General features: G+C 59.4%; 19 protein-coding genes. 11 read left to right on the forward strand and 8 right to left on the reverse strand.

Going from position 1 to position 19,584, the window contains the following annotated elements; translation table 11 throughout:
* Window positions 1-454, reverse strand: a 454-nt coding sequence (locus AAAB16_RS08540) for an alpha/beta hydrolase (protein WP_340662948.1), incomplete at its 3' end; no start/stop codon positions are given.
* A gap of 30 nt (window positions 455-484) precedes the next feature.
* Window positions 485-1,411 carry a LysR family transcriptional regulator gene (locus AAAB16_RS08545; RefSeq protein WP_340662949.1) on the reverse strand — a complete coding sequence of 309 codons (927 nt, stop codon included), beginning with the start codon at window positions 1,409-1,411 and terminating at the stop codon, window positions 485-487.
* Window positions 1,412-1,459: 48 nt separating this feature from the next.
* Here AAAB16_RS08545 and AAAB16_RS08550 point away from each other — a divergent pair, with 48 nt between their 5' ends.
* The 5 genes from AAAB16_RS08550 (at window position 1,460) to AAAB16_RS08570 (ending at window position 6,426) form a co-directional block, all read left to right on the forward strand.
* Window positions 1,460-1,789, forward strand: coding sequence for a 3-phosphoglycerate kinase (locus AAAB16_RS08550; protein WP_340662950.1), 330 nt, complete (start codon window positions 1,460-1,462; stop codon window positions 1,787-1,789).
* A gap of 133 nt (window positions 1,790-1,922) precedes the next feature.
* Entirely contained in the window at window positions 1,923-2,522 is a 600-nt protein-coding gene (locus tag AAAB16_RS08555) for an FMN-dependent NADH-azoreductase (RefSeq protein WP_340662951.1), read from the forward strand.
* Window positions 2,523-2,960: 438 nt separating this feature from the next.
* Window positions 2,961-3,629 (forward strand): GntR family transcriptional regulator, encoded by a 669-nt coding sequence (locus AAAB16_RS08560; RefSeq protein WP_340662952.1) that lies wholly within the window; start codon window positions 2,961-2,963, stop codon window positions 3,627-3,629.
* Between the two features lie 55 nt (window positions 3,630-3,684).
* Window positions 3,685-4,779: a polyamine ABC transporter substrate-binding protein gene (locus tag AAAB16_RS08565; RefSeq protein WP_340662953.1), complete on the forward strand. Its 1,095-nt coding sequence runs from the start codon at window positions 3,685-3,687 to the stop codon at window positions 4,777-4,779.
* A 36-nt stretch (window positions 4,780-4,815) separates the two neighbouring features.
* Window positions 4,816-6,426 (forward strand): gamma-glutamyltransferase family protein, encoded by a 1,611-nt coding sequence (locus tag AAAB16_RS08570; protein ID WP_340662954.1) that lies wholly within the window; start codon window positions 4,816-4,818, stop codon window positions 6,424-6,426.
* A 375-nt stretch (window positions 6,427-6,801) separates the two neighbouring features.
* On the opposite strand, the gene glpD is transcribed toward AAAB16_RS08570, so the two are convergent.
* Both glpD and AAAB16_RS08580 read right to left on the reverse strand, forming a co-directional pair.
* Window positions 6,802-8,328: a glycerol-3-phosphate dehydrogenase gene (gene glpD, locus AAAB16_RS08575; protein WP_340662955.1), complete on the reverse strand. Its 1,527-nt coding sequence runs from the start codon at window positions 8,326-8,328 to the stop codon at window positions 6,802-6,804.
* A gap of 135 nt (window positions 8,329-8,463) precedes the next feature.
* Window positions 8,464-9,222, reverse strand: coding sequence for a DeoR family transcriptional regulator (locus AAAB16_RS08580; protein WP_110614983.1), 759 nt, complete (start codon window positions 9,220-9,222; stop codon window positions 8,464-8,466).
* A 131-nt stretch (window positions 9,223-9,353) separates the two neighbouring features.
* Here AAAB16_RS08580 and ybaK point away from each other — a divergent pair, with 131 nt between their 5' ends.
* The 4 genes from ybaK (at window position 9,354) to AAAB16_RS08600 (ending at window position 13,390) form a co-directional block, all read left to right on the forward strand.
* Window positions 9,354-9,824: a Cys-tRNA(Pro) deacylase gene (gene ybaK / locus AAAB16_RS08585; protein WP_340662956.1), complete on the forward strand. Its 471-nt coding sequence runs from the start codon at window positions 9,354-9,356 to the stop codon at window positions 9,822-9,824.
* 54 nt (window positions 9,825-9,878) lie between these two features.
* Complete coding sequence (gene glpK, locus AAAB16_RS08590; RefSeq protein WP_340662957.1) at window positions 9,879-11,375, forward strand: glycerol kinase GlpK; 1,497 nt, start codon at window positions 9,879-9,881, stop codon at window positions 11,373-11,375.
* 83 nt (window positions 11,376-11,458) lie between these two features.
* Window positions 11,459-12,241: a PhzF family phenazine biosynthesis protein gene (locus AAAB16_RS08595; RefSeq protein ID WP_340662958.1), complete on the forward strand. Its 783-nt coding sequence runs from the start codon at window positions 11,459-11,461 to the stop codon at window positions 12,239-12,241.
* A gap of 81 nt (window positions 12,242-12,322) precedes the next feature.
* Entirely contained in the window at window positions 12,323-13,390 is a 1,068-nt protein-coding gene (locus AAAB16_RS08600; protein ID WP_340662959.1) for a GGDEF domain-containing protein, read from the forward strand.
* Here the strand turns inward: AAAB16_RS08600 and AAAB16_RS08605 are convergent.
* The 3 genes from AAAB16_RS08605 to AAAB16_RS08615 all read right to left on the reverse strand — a co-directional run bounded on the left by AAAB16_RS08605 (window position 13,387) and on the right by AAAB16_RS08615 (window position 15,927).
* Window positions 13,387-14,442 (reverse strand): ABC transporter ATP-binding protein, encoded by a 1,056-nt coding sequence (locus tag AAAB16_RS08605; protein WP_340662960.1) that lies wholly within the window; start codon window positions 14,440-14,442, stop codon window positions 13,387-13,389. The two genes, AAAB16_RS08600 and AAAB16_RS08605, sit on opposite strands and share 4 nt — an antisense overlap.
* Window positions 14,439-15,359, reverse strand: coding sequence for an ornithine carbamoyltransferase (gene argF, locus AAAB16_RS08610; protein ID WP_340662961.1), 921 nt, complete (start codon window positions 15,357-15,359; stop codon window positions 14,439-14,441). The genes AAAB16_RS08605 and argF overlap by 4 nt, the downstream gene beginning before the upstream one ends.
* 355 nt (window positions 15,360-15,714) lie before the next feature.
* Window positions 15,715-15,927: a cold-shock protein gene (locus tag AAAB16_RS08615; protein ID WP_108097521.1), complete on the reverse strand. Its 213-nt coding sequence runs from the start codon at window positions 15,925-15,927 to the stop codon at window positions 15,715-15,717.
* 399 nt (window positions 15,928-16,326) lie between these two features.
* Between AAAB16_RS08615 and AAAB16_RS08620 the strand changes: the two genes are divergently transcribed.
* On the forward strand, window positions 16,327-18,435 hold the full coding sequence (locus AAAB16_RS08620) for a molybdopterin oxidoreductase family protein (protein ID WP_340662962.1): 2,109 nt from the start codon (window positions 16,327-16,329) through the stop codon (window positions 18,433-18,435).
* A gap of 150 nt (window positions 18,436-18,585) precedes the next feature.
* Window positions 18,586-18,912 carry a Grx4 family monothiol glutaredoxin gene (gene grxD / locus AAAB16_RS08625; RefSeq protein WP_110614975.1) on the forward strand — a complete coding sequence of 109 codons (327 nt, stop codon included), beginning with the start codon at window positions 18,586-18,588 and terminating at the stop codon, window positions 18,910-18,912.
* A 55-nt stretch (window positions 18,913-18,967) separates the two neighbouring features.
* Here the strand turns inward: grxD and bfr are convergent, their stop codons facing one another.
* Entirely contained in the window at window positions 18,968-19,438 is a 471-nt protein-coding gene (bfr, locus tag AAAB16_RS08630; RefSeq protein WP_340662963.1) for a bacterioferritin, read from the reverse strand.
* Window positions 19,439-19,584: the final 146 nt, after the last annotated feature.

The raw sequence follows: 19,584 nt of genomic DNA on the forward strand, positions 1-19,584 counted from the left end.
GCCCCTTACCGATAGTTTCCAGGCTCAGCAGGCGCGACAGGGTCCAGCGTTGGGCCACCATCAGCAGGTCTTTGGGCTGCTTTACCTTTACTTCCGGACTGCTGTTTACGATGGTCAGGCTTTTTAGTACGTGCGGGTGATCCACACCGAGCTGAAAGCCGATCATGCCGCCCATGGAAATGCCGACCAGGTGCACTGGCGGCAATTTCAGGTGCTCAATCAGCGCCACGACGTCTTCGGCAAACCCTTGAATGCTGTATTTCTCTCGCGGTTTATCGGAGCGGCCATGGCCGCGCACATCCAGGCTGATGACCCGGTAATGCTTGCTTAGCTGCGGCACCTGGTATTCCCAATCCAGGGTGCTGGAGCCCAGGCCATGCACCAGGATCAGCGGTTGGCCGCTGCCGTATTCTTCAAAGTGCAGCTGGCATTCGTCGTTATCGAAATACGGCATGGGGCCTCCTGGCAATGTGGCGGTGGGTGCTTAGCTGTGCATCGCTGGTGCGGCGAACGGTGCATCCAGCGGTGCCGAGTCGAAGTTGCGGATTAGCTCGATCAGAATCTGCGTCGCCGGGCCTAAGGGTTTGTCTTTGTTCGAGTACAGAAAGAATGTCGGGTTACGGCTGCCGCCGCGGTCCAGCGGCAGTTCTTTAAGTACGCCTTCGCACAGCTCGCGTTCGATTAAATGGCGCGGCAGCCAGGCAAAGCCCAGGCCGCTGGCAACAAAGGTGACGGCGGTGGCCATACTGGCGACCGTCCAGCGCTGCTCGGCACCTAGCCAGCCAACATCGCGTGGTTGCTGGCGGCCAGAGTCGCGAATAACCACCTGCATCTGCGATTCCAAGTCCTGAAAATTGATCTCGCGGTGAAGGCGGTGCAGGGCATGTTCAGGGTGGGCGACGGCGACAAATTCCACTGCGGTCATTTCCGAGCCGAGAAAGCCGGGAATATTAAAACCGCTGATGGCCAGGTCGGCGACGCCTTCCTTAAGCACCTCCTCAACGCCGGACAATACCTCTTCACGCAAGCGCACGCGGCAGCCACGGCTCTGCGGCATAAACGCAGTAAGGGCGCGCACCAGGCGAGCAGTGGGGTAGGCGGCATCCACCACCAGGCGCACTTCGGCTTCCCAGCCTTGCTCCATATGGTGGGCGAGGTCTTCCAGTTGACTGGCGTTTTTCACCAGTTGCCGCGAACGGCGCAGCAGTACATCGCCGGCCTCGGTGAGCACGGCTTTACGGCCGTCGATGCGCAGCAGCGGCACGCCGAGTTGCTCTTGCATGCGCGCCACGGTGTAACTCACCGACGACTGCGAACGGTGCAAGGCTTCGGCCGCCTGGGCAAAACCACCATGGTCGACCACCGCTTGCAGCGTCCGCCATTGATCCAGGGTTACCCGGGGCGCTTTCATCCTCGCATCCTCTTGTCCTAAGCTGGGGCCCCCGTTGGAGAGCCAATAATGAATAAGATCGTCTCTGCTGCCTTGCTTGCACTGCCCTTAAGTGCCTTCTCCCTGAGCGCCCTGGCGTTTCCCATCGAACTGGAAAAGACCATGAACGGCGCCGAAGTATCAACATCGACCCAAGAGGTCGACTTCAACATGGGCGCCGTGCAGCTCTATAACTACGGCCAGAAAGCGGCTGAATGCACAGCGGTGTTCCGCAACGGGCCGGAAGCGCCGCGCAGCCGTAAGGTCACCTTGCAACCCGGTAAAGACGCACTGCTGACCGGGCGCTTTACGGCGCAGGTGATCAAAATGCGCATCAAGGTGACGTGCAAGCCGGTATAAGCCCGAAGCCTAGAGATTGGTTAGGGATAAATCAAATTAATAGATGGTTTGTAGCGGGTTTTTCCGCTTTTTAATCAATATCTGTGGCCGTAGTCTTGCTCCATCAACGCACAACGCAGATGGAGTTCAGCCCATGTCTCAGGTTTTGGTCATCGAAAGCAGCGCCCGCACTCTAGGTTCGGTATCCCGCGAACTGACCGCGCAATTTATCGCCCAGTGGCATGCCGCTCACCCTAGCGACACTGTCACCGTGCGCGACCTTGCCGTCGAGCAAGTGCCACATCTGGACATGGACTTGCTCGGCGGCTGGATGACCCCGGCTGAGCAACAGACCGACGCGGAAAAAGCCGCGCTGGCTCGCTCCAACACCCTGACTAATGAACTGCTGGCCGCCGATGTACTGGTGCTGGCAGCGCCTATGTACAACTTCACCATTCCTAGCACGCTGAAGTCCTGGCTCGACCATGTGCTGCGCGCCGGCGTCACCTTTAAATACACCGACACCGGCCCGCAAGGCCTGCTCACCGGCAAACGCGCCTATGTACTGACTTCTCGTGGCGGTATCTACGCTGGCAGCAGCTCCGACCATCAGGAACCCTACCTGCGCCAGGCGCTGGGGTTTGTCGGCATCCATGACGTGCAGTTTATTCACGCCGAAGGGCTGAACCTGGGCGGTGAATTTATGGAAAAGGGGTTGAACCAGGCCAAAGCGCAATTGGCGCAGGTGGCGTAACGCTTAGTTGATTGATGCTCCTCCCTTCACGCCCGTGCTCCTGGGTGTAATTGCCTGGCAAACTTTCCCCGGTTTGCTGGGCGTTTTTTTGTATGTGCTTGTTGAGTTCGCGTGCGCTCCGACCCTCACCCCTAGCCCCTCTCCCGCAAGCGGGAGAGGGGAACTTGATCGCGCTTCGCCTGCTGTTCATCAATAGCGCGTTTTACGCGGTCGGCTCCCTCTCCCGCTTGCGGGAGAGGGCTGGGGAGAGGGCTTACTTGTGCACCTCAGTAGCACCCCATGCAAAGCGATGTAGCAAATACCCCCATTCAAGAACCTTCGCTTATTCGGAAATTACCTTTAAAAACAGATAGATAGATAAATTATCGGCCCTGGCCCAGATCTTGCTTTTTTGCATCTATGGATAATTGGATCCAAAAAGCCAAAGAGACTGTTTAGATGCACTTGGTGCCCACCTACGCCGACCGCAAGCCCATGACCGCCGAAGAGGAGGCTTATAGCTATCTGCTCGACGCCATCTGCAAAGGTAAATACCGCACTGGCGACCGCCTGATTGCCGAGGAAATCGCCAGCGAAATTGGTATGAGCCGTATGCCGGTGCGCGAGGCGTTTCGTCATTTGGCGGCGGAAGGCTTGGTGACCTTGCGGCCCAATCGCGGCGCCATTGTCAGCGGCCTGAATATCGACGAAATGCATGAGGTCTTCGAAATGCGCAGCGCGCTCGAAGGCCTGGCCTTGCGCGTGGCGGTGCCGAAGATGACCGAACGCCACGTTAAGCGGCTCGAGCGTCTGCTGGATGAAATGGACGAGTGCCGTGACGAAAGCGCCGAGTGGGTCAGCCGTCATCGCGTATTTCACGAATACCTCTGCAGCCTGAGCGAACGCCCGCGCCTGATGCGCCAGATTACTGCGCTGTATTCGGTGATCGAGCCGCATATGCGCTTGTGGCTACAGCATGCGGAAAAGCCCATGAGCGCCCGCGAAGAACACAGCGTGATCCTCGACGCCATCCGCAGCGGCGACGCGCGTTTGGCCGAAAGCGTGTTGCGTGAACATATCGAAGGCACCGTTCCTGAATTGGTGCGTTTTCTCGAAACGGGCGTCTGATCCGTCGTTGTCTGCTTGAGCACTGCCAGCCCCTAATCGCTACCGGAGTCTCACCATGTTCAACCGCCGCATCCTGCTAGCCGCTTTTACCCTTAGCCTGGCCGTGCCCGCTGTGCAGGCCGCCGAAGCGCCGATTCGCTTCTATAACTGGTCCGACTATATCGGCCCGGACACCTTGAAGAATTTCGAAAAAGACAGCGGCGTAGCGGTGCAGTACGACGTGTTTGATACCAACGAAATGCTTGAGGCCAAGCTGCTGTCCGGGCACTCCGGCTATGACTTGGTGGTGCCCTCCAGCCAGTTTCTGCCCAAGCAGATTCGCGCCGGCGCTTACCAGCCGCTGCAACGTGAATTGCTCAGCAACTGGAAGCACCTCGACCCACGCTTGATGGCGCGTTTGGAGGAAGCCGACCCAGGTAACAAGTACGCCGTGCCGTATATGTGGGGCACCCTGGGTATCGGTTACAACGTTGAAAAAGTCCGCGCGGCACTCGGCGAGAATGCGCCAGTGGATTCCTGGGCGCTGGTGTTCGACCCCGCCAACCTGGCCAAGCTCAAAGGCTGCGGCGTCGCCATGCTTGATGCGCCGGTAAAGATCATTCCCCAGGCCATGCACTACATGGGCATGAACCCCAACAGCTCAAACCCCGAGGACTACAAAAAGGCCTCGGCGCTGCTACAAAAACTGCGGCCGTCAGTGACCTATTTCAGCTCGTCGAAATACACCACCGACCTGGCCAACGGCGATATTTGCGTGGCTATCGGCTATTCGGGCGATGTGATGCAAGCGCAAAGCCGAGCCAAAGATGCGGGCAAGAACGTCGACATCCGCTACGTAATTCCTAAGGAAGGCGCCAACCTCTGGTTTGACATGATCGCCATTCCCAAGGACTCCACCAACGGCAAAAACGCCCATGCGCTGATCAACTACCTGCTGCGCCCGGAAGTGATTGCCCCGGTCAGCGACTACGTCGGTTATGCCAACCCCAACAAAGACGCCACCGCCTTGCTCAGCCCCGAAGTGCGCGACAACCCTGGCATCTACCCCAGCGATGAGGTGATCTCCAAGCTGTTCGTCTCGGCGGACCTGCCGGCAGCGATTCAGCGGGTGATTACCCGTGAGTGGACACGTATCAAGTCCGGCAAATAAGCGCACGCCTGTTTTAACCTTTTGCGAGTTCTGCCCATGTTGAAGTTTTCTGCCCACGAGTACCCCTACGGCTCGCAGCGCCAGAGCGTGTTTGCTCGTCGCGGCATGGTCGCCGCTTCCCAGCCTTTGGCAGCCGAAGCCGGTATTGAAATGCTGCGTAAAGGCGGCAATGCGATTGACGCCGCCATCGCCACTGCTGCCGCGCTCACGGTGGTGGAACCCACTGGCTGCGGCATTGGCGGCGATGCGTTTGCCTTGGTGTGGGTAAAGGATCAACTGCATGGGCTGGACGCCAGCGGCCATGCGCCACAAGCGCTGAGCATTGAAGCGATGCAGGCGGCGGGGCATTCGAGCATGCCGGTGTATGGCTGGGCGCCAGTGACGGTGCCGGGTTGTCCGTCGGCCTGGGCGGAGCTGTCCAAGCGCTTTGGCCGGCTGCCGTTTGCTGAGTTGCTGCAACCGGCCATTGAGCTGGCTCGCGAGGGTTTTCCGGTGTCGCCGGTGGTTGCCCATCAATGGCAGACGGCGTTGGAGGAGTATCTGCCCCAGCGTCAGCCAGTGTTGGAAGCCTGGTTTTCCACTTTTCTGATTGATGGGCGGGCACCGCAACCCGGCGAGCTGTTCCGCAACCCGGCCCAGGCCGAAACGCTGGCCGAGCTGGCAGCAACCGAGTGCGAAAGTTTTTACCGAGGTTCAATCGCCGCGCGTTTGGCGGCCCATTCCCAAGCTACTGGCGGCTACCTGCGGGCCAGCGACTTGCAGAATTACCGGGCCAAATGGGTGGCGCCCATTAGCGCCAATTACCGGGGGGTCGACGTCTGGGAAATTCCGCCTAGCGGCCAGGGCCTGATCGCCCTGATGGCGCTGAAAATTCTCGAAGGTTTTAACTTCGACCAGCGTGACAGCCAGCAGACCTGGCACCGCCAACTGGAGGCGATCAAACTCGCCTACAGCGACGGCCTGCACTACATCACCGACCCCGAGCAGATGCGCGTGGCGGTGGAGCACTTGCTTAGCCCCGGTTATATCGAACGACGTCGCGCGCAGATCAGCGAGCAGGCACAGCCGCCACTGCATGGCGACCCCCATGCCAGCGGCACGGTGTACCTAGCCACGGCCGATGCCGAGGGCAATATGGTGTCGTTTATCCAGAGTTGCTACCACGGCTTTGGTTCCGGCGTGGTGCTGCCCGACAGCGGCATTTCCCTGCAAAACCGTGGCTCGGAATTTAGCCTGGACCCCACTCACGCCAACTGCCTGGCTCCGGGCAAGCAGACCTTTCACACCATCATTCCCGGCTTTCTCACCCACAACGGCCAAGCTCTTGGCCCGTTCGGGGTAATGGGCGGCTATATGCAACCGCAAGGGCATGTACAGATGGTGATGAACCTCGTCGACTTCGGCCTTAACCCGCAAGCCGCGCTTGATGCGCCGCGCTGGCAATGGCTGGGGGAGATGAAGGTGGGTATTGAGCAGGAAGCGTCGCGCGACCTGGCCTTTGCCTTGGCGCGGCGCGGGCATCAGATCGAAGTGGCCTGTGACCGAACCGACTATGGGCGTGGGCAGATTATTTTGCGTGATGCCGAAACGGGCGTGCTGTGTGGTGGCACAGAGCCAAGGGCGGATTCGCATATCGCGGTGTATTGAAAAGAAGAGCACCGCTTAACGACAAGAGTGTGCTGTGCGCCGATAAGCGTACGCCGACATATTCTGGGTCCCCGCCTGCGCGGGGACGACGAGTATTTTGCATACACCTCCGTCGCCCCCGCGTATGCAGGGTCCAGAGTCGTTATCCCTCGGGGGGGGGCTGTGCGCCGATACACGTACGCCTGCATATTCTGGGTCCCCGCCTTCGGGGGTACGACGAGTATTTTGCATACACCTCCGTCGCCCCCGCGCAGGCGGGGGCCCAGAGTCGTCCAGCCATCGGTGATCCATCGGTGCGCACTGCATACGAAAACAAAGGCAAAAAAAGCCCCGCAGAGCGGGGCAGAGGTCTTGCTTAGCACACACAGAATTCAGTTATGCGGCATGGGCGCCTTGCTGCGCCTCAAGGTAGGTACTCAAACGCGCCTGCTGCCCAGACGTCATAAACAGCCCAAGCTTGCTGCGGCGCCAGAGAATATCGGCCGCATCCCGTGCCCATTCTTCACGGCACAAGTACTCCACTTCGCGGGCATACAGCCCGGCGCCTAGATGTTCACCGAGGTCTTCCAGGCTATTGGCGCCGTCGAGCAAGTTGAAGCTGCGGCTACCGTAGGTGCTGGCGAAGCGCCGGGCGATCTGGGTCGGTAACCAGCCGTATTGATTGCTCAGCGCCTCGACCAAATCAGCACGGCTGCTCATCTGCTCGCCACCAGGCAGCGGCGCGCTGGCGGTCCAGCTCGGCTGAATCTTGCTAAAGAACGGCGCCAACTGTGCCAGCGCCGATTCGGCCAGTTTGCGGTAGGTGGTCAACTTGCCGCCAAACACCGACAGCAGCGGCGCTTCGCCAGGGGAGGCGGAGAGCGCCAAGGTGTAGTCACGGGTGACAGCGGAAGGATCGTCCGATTCGTCATCACACAGCGGCCGTACGCCAGAGTAGGTGTGCAGGATGTCCGACTGGCTGATGGATTTTTTGAAGTGGGCGTTAACCACATCCAGCAGGTATTGGGTTTCTTCTGCGCTGATCGCCACTTGCGCCGGGTCGCCGGTGTATTCGCGGTCGGTGGTGCCGATCAGGGTGAAGCGTTCCAGGTAGGGAATGGCGAAGACGATACGGCGATCTTCGTTCTGCAAAATGTACGACTCTTCGCCATCGAACAGGCGCGGCACCACGATATGGCTGCCCTGAATCAGGCGAATGCCGTAGGGCGATTTCTGTTGCAGGTCGTCGCGGATAAATTTCGCCACCCAAGGGCCGGCCGCATTGACCAAGGCATGGGCGCGAATCGAATACAGGCTGCCGTCGGCGCGTTCCAAATGGATATGCCACAAGCCTTTGCTGCGCCGTGCACTTACACAACGGGTACGGGTGTGGATATGTGCGCCGTTTTCGCGGGCGGCCATGGCGTTGAGCACCACCAGGCGGGCGTCGTCCACCCAGCAATCGGAGTATTCAAAGCCGCGGCTGATTTCCGCTTTTAGCGGGCTGCCAGCACCAAATTTTACGCCATGGGAGCCTGGCAGTTTTTCCCGTTTGCCCAGGTGGTCATAAAGAAACAGGCCGGCGCGAATCATCCACGCCGGACGCAAGTGCGGGCGGTGCGGCAGGATAAAACGCATGGGTTTAACGATATGGGGCGCCTTGGCCAGCAGCACTTCACGTTCGGCTAACGCCTCGCGCACCAGGCGGAATTCGTAATGTTCGAGGTAGCGCAGGCCACCGTGGATCAGTTTGCTGCTGGCGGAGGAGGTGTGTTGCGCCAGGTCGTCCTTTTCGCAAAGGAACACCGACAAACCTCGGCCGGCCGCATCGGCCGCAATCCCCACACCATTGATGCCGCCGCCAACCACGGCAACGTCATAGATTTCGGCAACTGAAGCAGTGGCGGTGTGCTGGGCAGGCATGGCAGGCCTCTATAGTCGAAAGTGAACGTTGAAATGTTCGAATTCGAAAATGGTAGCCGAATGTTTTGCCACTGGCCAGCCCGCGGGTGAAATTACGCGCCGAGCGGTCTGCTTGAAAAATGCGGTGAAAGCGGCTCAGACCAGCTTGAGCTGAACCTTGTGCTGCGCCAGCAGGCGAGCCAGAGCGGGTGAGGGGGCGCTATCGGTGAACAGCTGGTTGACCATACTCACCGAGCCCAAACGCACCACCGCATTGCGGCCAAACTTGCTCGAGTCGGCGGCCAGCAGCACTTGCCGGGCATTGCCGATAATGGCTTGCGAGACACGCACTTCCTGGTAATCGAAGTCCAGCAGGCTGCCGTCGTCGTCGATGCCGCTGATGCCCATCAGGGCGAAGTCCACTTTGAACTGCTGGATAAAATCCACCGCCGTCTGACCCACAATGCCGCCGTCACTGCGCACCGTGCCGCCGGCCACCAGCACTTCAAAATCGGCCTTGTCGCTGAGCTGTGCGGCCACGTGCAGGTTGTTGGTGATCACCTTTAAACCCCGGTGGTTGAGCAGGGCGCGGGCGATGGCTTCGGTGGTGGTGCCGATATTGATAAACACCGATGCGTGGTCTGGCACCTGGGCGGCGATGGCCTCGGCGATACGTTGTTTCTCATCACGCATCAGCCCGGCGCGCATGGTGTAGGCGGTGTTTTGCGTGCTTGAGGCTTCGCTCGCAGCGCCACCGTGGGTGCGGCGCAGCAGGCCTTGTTCGGCCAGTTGGTTGATATCGCGGCGGATGGTTTGTGGGGTCACCGAAAACGCTTGGGCCAGCTCGTCGATGCTGACGTAACCGCGTTCGCGGGCGAGGTCGAGGATGTCTTGCTGCCGAGGCGCCAGGGTCATAAGGGCTTCCTTGTTTTGCCCGGCATTATAGGCCGATGCACGCAGGCGTTGGCATGGCCTGTGGCGCTCGACTTTTGCCAGGTCTGCCTCTAAGGTACGCGAACTTTGCCCGATAATTTTCACATTCGAACATGACCCCAGCCATCGACCTGTTGAAAAAAGCCCGCGCCGAGCATCGGGTGCTCAGTTATAGCCATGACCCCAAGGCCGCTTCCTATGGTCTGGAAGCGGCAGAAAAATTGGGCCTGGAGCCGGCGCGGGTGTTCAAAACGTTGCTCGCCGCCAGTGAGAAAGGTGAGTTGTTGGTCGCCGTGGTACCGGTCGCCGGCACGTTGGATTTAAAAGCCCTGGCCCATGCCGCCGGGGTAAAGAAAACCGATATGGCCGACCCGGCCGCCGCGCAGCGTTCCACCGGCTACTTACTGGGTGGTATCAGCCCGCTGGGGCAGAAAAAGCGCCTGCGCACTTTTATCGATGAGTCGGCCAAGCAGTACCCAAGTATTTATGTGAGTGCCGGCAGGCGTGGCTTGGAAGTGGAGTTGGCCGCCGAGGTGCTGGCCGCTCACTGTCAGGGCCAATTTGCCGCTGTAGGCCGCGAGTAATTCAACAGCTTCGCCTGTCGCGTTGTCATAACGAAAAATAACAAGGAAGCGCAGATGTCTCAGTACCTTCTTGCCATCGATCAAGGCACCACCAGCAGCCGCGCCATTGTCTTTAGCGCCCAGGGCTCGCCGGTGGCTCGTGCGCAACAGGAATTCAAACAGTACTTCCCCAAAGACGGCTGGGTGGAGCACGACGGTGAAGACCTCTGGCTCAGCACCTTGAAAGTCTGCCGCGAAGCATTGCGCCAAAGCGGCCTGCATGCCTCGGAAGTAGCCGCCATTGGCATTACCAACCAGCGCGAAACCACCCTGGTGTGGGACGCCGCCACCGGCACGCCGATTCACCCGGCCATCGTCTGGCAAGACCGCCGCACCGCCGATTATTGCGCCGAGATGAAAGACGCTGGCCACGAAACCACCGTGGCAGCGAAAACCGGCCTGCTGATCGACCCGTATTTCTCCGCCACCAAACTGCGCTGGATTCTAAATAACGTGCCCGGTGCCCGTGAGCGCGCTGAGCGTGGCGAGCTGCGTTTCGGCACTGTCGACAGCTTTCTGCTCTGGCGCCTGACTGGCGGCAAGTCGCATAAGACCGACGCCAGCAACGCCTCGCGGACCATGCTGTTCAACATCCACACCCAGCAGTGGGATGCCGACCTGCTGGCGCTGTTCGAGATTCCTGCCAGCGTATTGCCCGAGGTGTTGGACTGCGCCGCCGACTTTGGCACCACCGACGCTGACTGGTTTGGCTCGAGCATTCCGGTGCTGGGCATGGCCGGTGACCAACAGGCGGCGCTGGTTGGCCAAGCCTGTTTTGAGCCGGGCATGGTGAAAAGTACCTACGGCACCGGCTGCTTTATGATCCAGAACACCGGCAAAACCCCGGTGGTGTCGCAAAACCGTCTGCTCACTACCGTGGGTTATCGCCTTAAAGGTGAAGTCACCTACGCCGTGGAAGGCAGCAATTTTGACGCCGCCGCGGCGGTGAAAAGTTTACGCGACGGCATCAAGCTGATCAGCCATGCCCGCGACACCGAAGCGCTGGCCGAGCAGACCGGTGACGCCAGCGGTGTGTTTCTGGTGCCGGCGTTTACCGGTCTGGGCGCGCCGTATTGGGACCCTAAAGCCCGTGGCGCGATCTTTGGCCTGACCCGCGATACCGGCATCAAAGAGATCGTTACCGCCGGCCTGCAGTCGGTCTGCTACCAAACCCGCGACCTGCTGGAAGCCATGCGTCAGGACGGCGCTGCCGCGCCCAGCGCCTTGCGGGTGGACGGCGGCATGGTCGAGAACAACTGGGTGATGCAGTTCCTCGCCGATATTCTCGGCGTGCCGGTGGAGCGCCCTGAGGTCACCGAAACCACGGCGCTGGGCGTGGCCTATCTGGCCGGCTTACAGGCCGGCATCTACCCCGACCTCGACGCCATCGCCAAGCATTGGCATCGCCAGCACCTGTTTGGCCCGCGTATGGCCGACGAGCACCGCGGCAAGCTCTACGCCGGCTGGTTGGATGCGGTGAAGCGCGTGCGTAGCGAAGGTTCGGCGCTGTAGCGCCGCAATAAGCGTCGGCTGTACCAGGCCGACGCCTTGCAATATCGGTATGTTGGGCGCCTTTACTGCCAAGGAGCGCGCCCATGTCCCTCGAATTCCACCAGATCGACGCCTTCACCCAACAGCCATTTGCCGGCAACCCGGCGATTGTTTATCGCCTGGACAGTTGGCTGCCTGAGGCGCGCATGCAAGCGATTGCCGCCGAGCACAATTTGGCGGAAACCGCGTTTGTGCTGAAGGAGGGCGCGGTCTGGCATATCCGCTGGTTTACCCCAACGTGCGAAGTGCCGTTGTGCGGTCATGCCACGCTGGCCAGCGCCTTTGCCTTGTTTGAGCTGCACGGGGAAAGCAGTGCGCGGCTGGACTTTATCTGCCAATCCGGCGCCCTCAGCGTCAGCCGCGACGGCGACCGTTTGGTACTGGATTTTCCCAGTCTGCCGGGCCAGGCAATAACCGCCAGCGAGGCGATCAAGGCCGCGTTAAATGTGCCGGTGGTTGAGGTGCTGGATACCGGCAAAGAGTTGCTGGTGGTGGTTGAAAGCGAGCAGCAGGTGCGCGATTGCCAGCCGAACTTTGCCGCCGTGGCCAAGCTGCCATGGTTGGGCATGATCGTCACCGCGCTGGGCCAGCAGCACGATTTCGTCTCCCGCTACTTCGCCCCTGCCATCGGTATTGATGAAGACCCGGTCACCGGCTCCATCCATTGCAGCCTGATTCCCTACTGGGCCGAGCGCCTGGGTAAGCAGGAGTTCACCGCCTTTCAGTGCTCGGCCCGTGGCGGCGAGCTGTTCTGCCGACTGGAAGGCGAGCGGGTAAAAATCGCCGGTCACGCGGTGTTGGTGGCCAGTGGCCGGCTGCATCTGTGAACCGGTACCGCTGAGCGACCGGGCGGGGCGCAGCAGGCTGGTTATACTTGCCCCACGATCCTTACGGAGAAGGACCAACCGATGCCGTCTCGCCAACAACTGTTGCGTGTACGCCGGATTTTCTTAGCAAGCAGCGCTTCCCTCGGTTACCTGTTGCTGTGCTGGCTGGCCTTTGCCAGTGGCTTTATGCAGCTGTCGGTGGCCGGCATGTTGCTATTGACCTCTGCCGTGCTAGGCAGCAGCGCGATTTTTCTCGCGCTGACGTGGTTTAACCTCAATCTGCGTTTTCACGACCCCAGCCTGACCTTGCCGCAGATGGCCTGGGCCATTGGCGTGATTTTCGTCAGCGTGTACTTCGCCGAAAACCTGCGTGCGCTGTTTCTGATGATGGTGCTGGTGGTGCTGATGTTCGGCGCCTTTCGCCTGGACCTGCGCGGCTTTGTGCGCATTGGCCTGTTTACCGTGTTTTGCTATGGCGCACTGATGGCGGCGCTGATGCATAAAGGCGTGGCGTTTGACTGGCATATCGAGGCGATTCGCGCGCCCGCGTTTTTTGTCCTGATTGCCGGTGTGTCCACCCTTGGCCTGGAGATGAGCCGCCTGCGCGACGTGCTGCAAGAGCGCAATCGCGATCTGCACGTGGCCTTGGAGCGCATTCAGCAGTTGGCTATCACCGATGAGCTGACCGGTCTCTACAACCGCCGTTTTGCCAATGAAGTACTCGACCAGCAAAAGGCTTTGGCCGATCGGGGCACCTACGATTTTGTGTTGTGCCTGATCGACCTGGATTTCTTCAAGCATGTAAACGACGCCTACGGCCATGCGGGTGGCGATAGCGTGCTGTGCCAGTTGTCGAAAATTCTGCAGCGGCTGGTGCGTGATGTGGATTTTGTTGCGCGCCAGGGCGGCGAGGAGTTTTTGCTGGTGCTTTCCAACACCAACGAAATCGGCGCCGTGCATGCCATGGAGCGCTTGCGCCATACCCTGCGGACCACGGTGTGGGAAGGCTTTCCGGAGCTGCGCTTAACGATATCGGTGGGCGTCAGCCGCTATCTCACCCCGGAACCCTGGCAAACCACCATGCAGCGCGGCGATCGCGCGCTGTACCAGGCCAAACACCAGGGCCGTGACCAAGTGGTGGTGATTTAGCGCTGGCTGCCGGGGGCGGCGAAGGTCACCACCTGTTCGGCGGCCACACGTACACCGACGTAGTCTCCCGGCGCATGCTGCACATGGCTGGGAAACAGCGCTTCGACATGGCCGCCAGTGGCCAAGCGCAGGCGATACAGGGTGTTTGAGCCAAGGAAACTGCTGCTGACCACTAACGCCTGCTGCCCGTCTTGTTCGGCGAAGGCAATACCATCGGGGCGCAGCAGCACCTCCACTGGGCTGCCACTCGGCCAATCACGCGGCTCACAGCGCATTACGCCCAAATCGGTCTGCACCGATTCGCGGCTTAGCAACGCACCGCGAATAAAATAGCCCTGGCCAATAAAGCTGGCGACAAAGCTGGTTTGTGGCCGGTGGTAGAGGTTGTAGGGCGTGTCCCACTGTTCAAGATGACCTTCCTTGAAAACGCCGACCTTATCGCTGACGGCGAAGGCTTCTTCTTGGTCGTGGGTAACCAGAATGGCACTGGTGCCGCGAGCCTTGAGGATGTCGCGCACCTCATGACTCAGGCGGCGGCGCAGCTCGTTGTCGAGGTTGGAGAAGGGCTCATCCAGTAGCAGCAATTGCGGTTCCGGCGCCAACGCACGGGCCAGCGCCACGCGTTGCTGCTGACCGCCGGAGAGTTCGTGGGGGTAGCGTTTGCTCAAGGTGGAAAGCTTGACCAACTCCAACAGCTCGGCGCTGACCTGTGCGCAATTGGCCTGCTGGCGAATGCCAAAGGCGACGTTGTCTGCGACGGTGAGGTGCGGAAACAGCGCGTAGTCCTGAAACACCATGCCGATACGACGTTTCTCTGCCGCCAAGGTGAAACCGGCGCGGGAGAGTAGGGTGTCGGCCAGCTGGATCTCACCGCTAAGCACCGGCTCGAAACCGGCGATGGCACGCAGCGTGGTGGTTTTGCCGCAGCCCGAGGGGCCGAGCAGGCAACCGATTTCGCCAACGTTTAACTGCAGATTCAGCTGCTGCACCACGGGATGGTCGCGGTAACCGCAACTGAGGTCGCGCAGAGTCAGCAGCACGGTGCCACTCATGCCGGACGGTAGCCCGGCTCGACCAGCAATTCCAACAGCGCCTTCTGCGCGTGCAGGCGGTTTTCCGCTTGGTCCCAGGCGCCAGAGCGCGGGTCGTCGAGCAAGTCTTCGCTGATTTCTTCACCGCGGTGGGCGGGCAGGCAATGCAGGAACAACACATCGCTGGCAGCTTGGTCAAGCAGGGCACGGGTGACCTGATAGGGCTTGAACAGCGCCAGGCGTTTGGCCGTTTCTTCTTCCTGGCCCATGGAGGTCCACACATCGGTGCTGACCAAATGCGCGCCCGCTACGGCCTCGCGCGGGTCGCGAACGATGGTTACGCGATCGCCAGCCTGAGCCACAAACGTCGCGTTCGGCTCATAGCCTTGCGGGCAGGCGACACGCAGGTGGAAGTCGAATTGCTGGGCGGCTTCGATATAGCTGTTGCACATATTGTTGCCATCGCCGATCCAGGCCACGGTCTTGCCTTGGATTGAGCCGCGCAGCTCCAGGTAGGTCTGCATATCGGCGAGCAATTGGCAGGGGTGCAGATCGTCCGATAGCCCGTTGATAACCGGCACCCGCGAGTGCGCGGCGAATTCGGTCAGGGTGCTGTGGGCAAAGGTGCGGATCATCACCGCGTCAAGCATGCGCGACATCACAATCGCAGCATCACTAATCGGCTCGCCACGGCCCAGTTGGGTGTCACGTGGCGATAAAAAGATGGCCTGGCCACCGAGCTGGATCATGCCGGCTTCAAACGACAGGCGGGTGCGGGTGGAGGCTTTTTCGAAAATCATGCCCAACACGCGATTTTTCAGTGGTTCAAAAAGGATGCCGCGTTGGCGCAGGCTCTTCAGCTCGATAGCACGGCGAAGCAGGCCCAGCAACTCTTCGGGCGTGCAGTCCATTAGCGAGAGAAAGTGTCTTGCGCTCATCATTAACTACCTTTTGTACAACGATTGCGCTGGTGAGTAAGCCTTTGCTTTTCGCAGAAAAAAAGACTCTACCAGCGGCTGGAGGCCGCACGGTGCGACGAAATGGGGAGGCGCGATCTTATAAGGAAATGTCGCGCCATGTCATCCGTGATCAACCGAGGATGCCGGGCAACGCTTATACAAGATGTCTCATGCCAGGTGTGTAGTGCGCCAGGCAGTGCCTGGGGGCGGTCTTTGTACACTGCGGCCAAGCGGATTGGCAAACCCGAGAGCGTCATGCAGGAAGCCGAAAACGTCTTTTGCAGGCATAAAAAAACCCCGCCGAAGCGGGGTTCTTTTTGAAGCGCGGGGAGTCTTAGACTACCTGTACTTCTTCAGCTTGCATGCCTTTCTGGCCTTTAGCGGCCACGAAAGATACGGTCTGACCTTCTTTCAAGCTTTTGAAGCCATCGGATTGGATAGCTTTGAAGTGCACGAACAGGTCAGCGCCGCCGTTGCTTGGAGTGATGAAGCCGAAGCCTTTTTCATCGTTGAACCATTTAACGGTACCAGTTTCGCGATTAGCCATGGTGTAGATCCTTGAACAGAGTGGATTGCGGCGGGCTACAGGCCCAGCCAGTACTGAGTGCAAAGAGTTATCGGAATACGTGTAGATGGTTGGATCGAGATCTAAACACCAGGTTGCGATTCGCGGTACACATGCAGCACAGTGGTCTAAAGATACGCACTTTGTTTGATTAATGCGACTAGCCAAGCCCCTGATATCGAATTAAATGGCATATATCTGCTGAAAAGCGCGGTGGTTAACAGCTGCGCAGCGCTGTAGTCGCCTTCCTAGTAAGAGTATGGGTTGTCCTGATAACCCCCAATTCACGGGGCTTACGCCGGTGGCGAAGCGCGTGCTGCGGCCGCATAGTTGACGCTTACCGACTTCATTCGTCGTCTTAAATAAAAATGAGGCTAGGCCATGACCAAGACCCTCCATCACCGTGCGTGCCACCTCTGCGAAGCCATTTGCGGCCTAAGCATCGAAACCGAAACCCAGCCAGACGGCAGCCAGCAGATCCTCTCGATCAAGGGTGATGCGCAGGACACCTTCAGTAACGGTCACATTTGCCCCAAGGCTGTGGCGTTGCAGGATATCCAGCACGACCCTGATCGCATTCGCCAACCCATGCGCCGCGTCGGCAGTGAATGGCAGGCCATCGAGTGGGACGAGGCGTTCAAACTGGTGGCCGATCGCCTGGCCGATATTCAGACCCGTCACGGGCAGAATTCTGTGGCGGTCTACCAAGGCAATCCCAGTGTGCATAACTATGGGCTGATGACCCACAGCAATTACTTTCTCGGCCAGCTGAAAACGCGCAACCGCTATTCGGCAACGTCTGTCGACCAATTGCCCCATCACCTGACCAGCCACCTTATGTACGGTCATGGCCTGCTGATTCCGATCCCCGACATCGACCACACCGACTTTATGCTGATCCTTGGCGGCAACCCGCTGGCCTCTAACGGCAGCATCATGACCGTGCCAAACGTGGAGAAACGTCTGAAGGCCATCAAGGCGCGTGGCGGCAAAGTAGTGGTGGTGGACCCGCGCCGTAGCGAGACAGCGGCCATTGCCGACCAGCATATTTTTGTCCGCCCAGGGCAAGACGCCGCGCTGCTCTTCGGCGTGCTCAACACCCTGTTTGAAGAAGGCCTGACCCGCACCAGCCACTTGCCAATTGAAGGCATTGAGGAGGTGCGCAATGCCGTCGCAGCGTTTACGGCCGAGGCCATGAGCGCCCGCTGCGGTGTGCCAGCCGACACCATTCGCCAATTGGCCCGTGACTTTGCTGGGGCTGACAAGGCTGTGTGTTATGGCCGCATGGGCGTCTCCACCCAGGTATTCGGCACCTTGTGCCAATGGGTGGTGCAGTTGATCAATCTGATTACTGGCAACCTTGATCGCGTCGGCGGCGTGCTGTGCACCGAACCTGCGGTAGATTTGGTCGCCACCACTTCCGGTGGCCATTTCAATCGCTGGCAGAGCCGGGTTTCTGGTCTGCCGGAATACGGCGGCGAGCTGCCGGTTTCAGCGTTGGCCGAGGAAATGCTGACGCCAGGGGAAGGGCAGATCCGCGCACTGGTAACAGTGGCCGGTAACCCCGTGTTGTCGACCCCCAATGGCCGGCAATTGGAGCAGGCGCTGGATGGTCTGGAGTTTATGCTGTGCATCGACTTCTATATCAACGAAACCACGCGATATGCCGACCTGATCCTGCCGCCGACTGCGCCGCTGGAACACGATCACTACGACACCACGTTTAATGTGTTCGCCGTGCGTAACGTCACCCGTTTCAACGAGCCCGTTTTAGCTAAACCCGCAGGCGCTCTGCATGACTGGGAGATCTTTGTCGGCTTGGCTAAAGCCTTTGCCGCGAAGAACGGCACGGAGTTGAAACCGACCGTGGAGCCGGCACAGATGATCGATATGGGCCTGCGTTTTGGCCTGTATGGCGATAAGTCTGAGCACAAACTGTCGGTCGCCAAGCTGCGCGAGCATCCCCATGGCATCGACTTGGGCGCGCTGAAACCAAACTTGCTGGAGCGCCTGAAGACCGCGAGCAAAACCGTTCTGGCTGCGCCGCAAATACTGCTTAACGACTTGGCACGCTTTGCCGATCAGCCAACACCCAAGGCCGACGAACTGGTGCTGATCGGGCGTCGCCATGTACGCAGCAATAACTCCTGGATGCACAACTATCACCGCTTGGTGAAAGGCAAACCGCGCCATCAATTGCTGATGAACCCGCAGGACATGGCCAGCCGGGCGCTGACCGATGGCCAGTTGGTAAGCGTGCGTTCGCGCGTCGGCATGATCGAGGTGGAAGTCGCCGGCAGCGACGACATGATGCCGGGCGTCGTCAGCTTGCCCCATGGCTGGGGCCACGGCCGACCTGGGGTGCAGATGGCGATTGCCAGTGCGCAACCGGGCGCCAGTGCCAACGACCTGACCGATGAGCGCCAACTCGATGTGTTGTCTGGCAACGCGGCGTTGAACGGGGTACCGGTGGTGGTGGCTGCGGCCTGAACATTAAGACTTGCCTGACATACGACGCCTGGCATACAACGATAGGAGGGTCGCGCCAAGCGCGCGGCTTTCCGATACAATGCCCGCCACCGTGTCGGCCCGTGAGTCGGCGAGTTGGACAGTCAGATAGGCCTTAGTGCTGAGGTACCCATGGATATCATCGAAACTATCAAAGAGCAGATCGCGAACAACGCCATCTTGCTGTACATGAAAGGCTCGCCGAACGCGCCGCAATGCGGTTTTTCGTCGAAGGCCGCTCAGGTTGTAATGGCATGCGGCGAGAAGTTCGCTTATGTCGACATCCTGCAAAACCCGGAAATCCGCGCCAACCTGCCGAAGTACGCTAACTGGCCAACCTTCCCGCAATTGTGGGTCGGTGGTGAGTTGGTTGGCGGCAGCGACATCATGGCCGAGATGTTTGAAAAAGGTGAACTGCAAAGCCTGGTCAAGGCCGCAGCCACCAAAGCCGACGCCTGATTAGCTGACGCAATAAAAAGCCCCGCCAGTGCGGGGCTTTTTTGTGCCTGACGAGTTACTCGTCCATCTGCGACTGCAGGTAGTTTTGCAGGCCAACTTTGTCGATCAGACCGAGCTGGGTTTCCAGCCAATCAATGTGATCTTCCTCGGAGCTGAGGATGTCTTCGAGCAGTTCACGGGTGGCGTAGTCGGAAATGCTTTCGCAGTAGGCGATGGCTTCTTTCAGATCGATATGCGCTTTGTGCTCGATCTTCAGATCGCACTCAAGCATTTCCTTGGTGTTCTCGCCGATCAGGATTTTGCCGAGGTCTTGCAGGTTGGGTAGCCCTTCGAGGAACAAGATGCGCTTGATCAGCTTGTCCGCGTGTTTCATCTCGTCAATGGACTCGTGGTACTCGTGTTCGCCCAGCTTTTTCAGGCCCCAGTCTTCATACATGCGTGCATGCAGAAAATATTGGTTGATGGCGACCAGCTCGTTGCCGAGGATTTTATTGAGGTGCTGGATGACTTTCTTGTCGCCTTTCATGTCGGGAACCTTCCGTACAAGGGGTAATAGCCGCAGAGTCTGATCCGCTGATTTTCCGCTGTCAAATCTAAGTATTTGAATTTAAACAGAAATTAAACCCGAATAAGAATGTTTAGATTCCGCGTCTTGGCGCTAAATCCTTGAAT

The sequence above is a fragment of the Pseudomonas sp. genome (genome assembly GCF_037994325.1).
Taxonomy (GTDB): Bacteria; Pseudomonadota; Gammaproteobacteria; order Pseudomonadales; family Pseudomonadaceae; genus Aquipseudomonas.

Bases quoted from the DNA above. Each gene is read 5' to 3' on its own strand.
- AAAB16_RS08570 (WP_340662954.1), top strand. From the start codon at position 4,816: ATGTTGAAGTTTTCTGCCCACGAGTACCCCTACGGCTCGCAGCGCCAG.
- AAAB16_RS08615 (WP_108097521.1), bottom strand. From the start codon at position 15,927: ATGGCTAATCGCGAAACTGGTACCGTTAAATGGTTCAACGATGAAAAA.
- AAAB16_RS08605 (WP_340662960.1), bottom strand. From the start codon at position 14,442: ATGAGTGGCACCGTGCTGCTGACTCTGCGCGACCTCAGTTGCGGTTAC.
- AAAB16_RS08620 (WP_340662962.1), top strand. From the start codon at position 16,327: ATGACCAAGACCCTCCATCACCGTGCGTGCCACCTCTGCGAAGCCATT.
- AAAB16_RS08600 (WP_340662959.1), top strand. From the start codon at position 12,323: ATGCCGTCTCGCCAACAACTGTTGCGTGTACGCCGGATTTTCTTAGCA.
- AAAB16_RS08565 (WP_340662953.1), top strand. From the start codon at position 3,685: ATGTTCAACCGCCGCATCCTGCTAGCCGCTTTTACCCTTAGCCTGGCC.
- AAAB16_RS08595 (WP_340662958.1), top strand. From the start codon at position 11,459: ATGTCCCTCGAATTCCACCAGATCGACGCCTTCACCCAACAGCCATTT.
- bfr (WP_340662963.1), bottom strand. From the start codon at position 19,438: ATGAAAGGCGACAAGAAAGTCATCCAGCACCTCAATAAAATCCTCGGC.
- AAAB16_RS08550 (WP_340662950.1), top strand. From the start codon at position 1,460: ATGAATAAGATCGTCTCTGCTGCCTTGCTTGCACTGCCCTTAAGTGCC.
- AAAB16_RS08560 (WP_340662952.1), top strand. From the start codon at position 2,961: ATGCACTTGGTGCCCACCTACGCCGACCGCAAGCCCATGACCGCCGAA.
- AAAB16_RS08580 (WP_110614983.1), bottom strand. From the start codon at position 9,222: ATGACCCTGGCGCCTCGGCAGCAAGACATCCTCGACCTCGCCCGCGAA.
- AAAB16_RS08555 (WP_340662951.1), top strand. From the start codon at position 1,923: ATGTCTCAGGTTTTGGTCATCGAAAGCAGCGCCCGCACTCTAGGTTCG.
- AAAB16_RS08545 (WP_340662949.1), bottom strand. From the start codon at position 1,411: ATGAAAGCGCCCCGGGTAACCCTGGATCAATGGCGGACGCTGCAAGCG.
- glpD (WP_340662955.1), bottom strand. From the start codon at position 8,328: ATGCCTGCCCAGCACACCGCCACTGCTTCAGTTGCCGAAATCTATGAC.
- ybaK (WP_340662956.1), top strand. From the start codon at position 9,354: ATGACCCCAGCCATCGACCTGTTGAAAAAAGCCCGCGCCGAGCATCGG.
- argF (WP_340662961.1), bottom strand. From the start codon at position 15,359: ATGAGCGCAAGACACTTTCTCTCGCTAATGGACTGCACGCCCGAAGAG.
- glpK (WP_340662957.1), top strand. From the start codon at position 9,879: ATGTCTCAGTACCTTCTTGCCATCGATCAAGGCACCACCAGCAGCCGC.
- grxD (WP_110614975.1), top strand. From the start codon at position 18,586: ATGGATATCATCGAAACTATCAAAGAGCAGATCGCGAACAACGCCATC.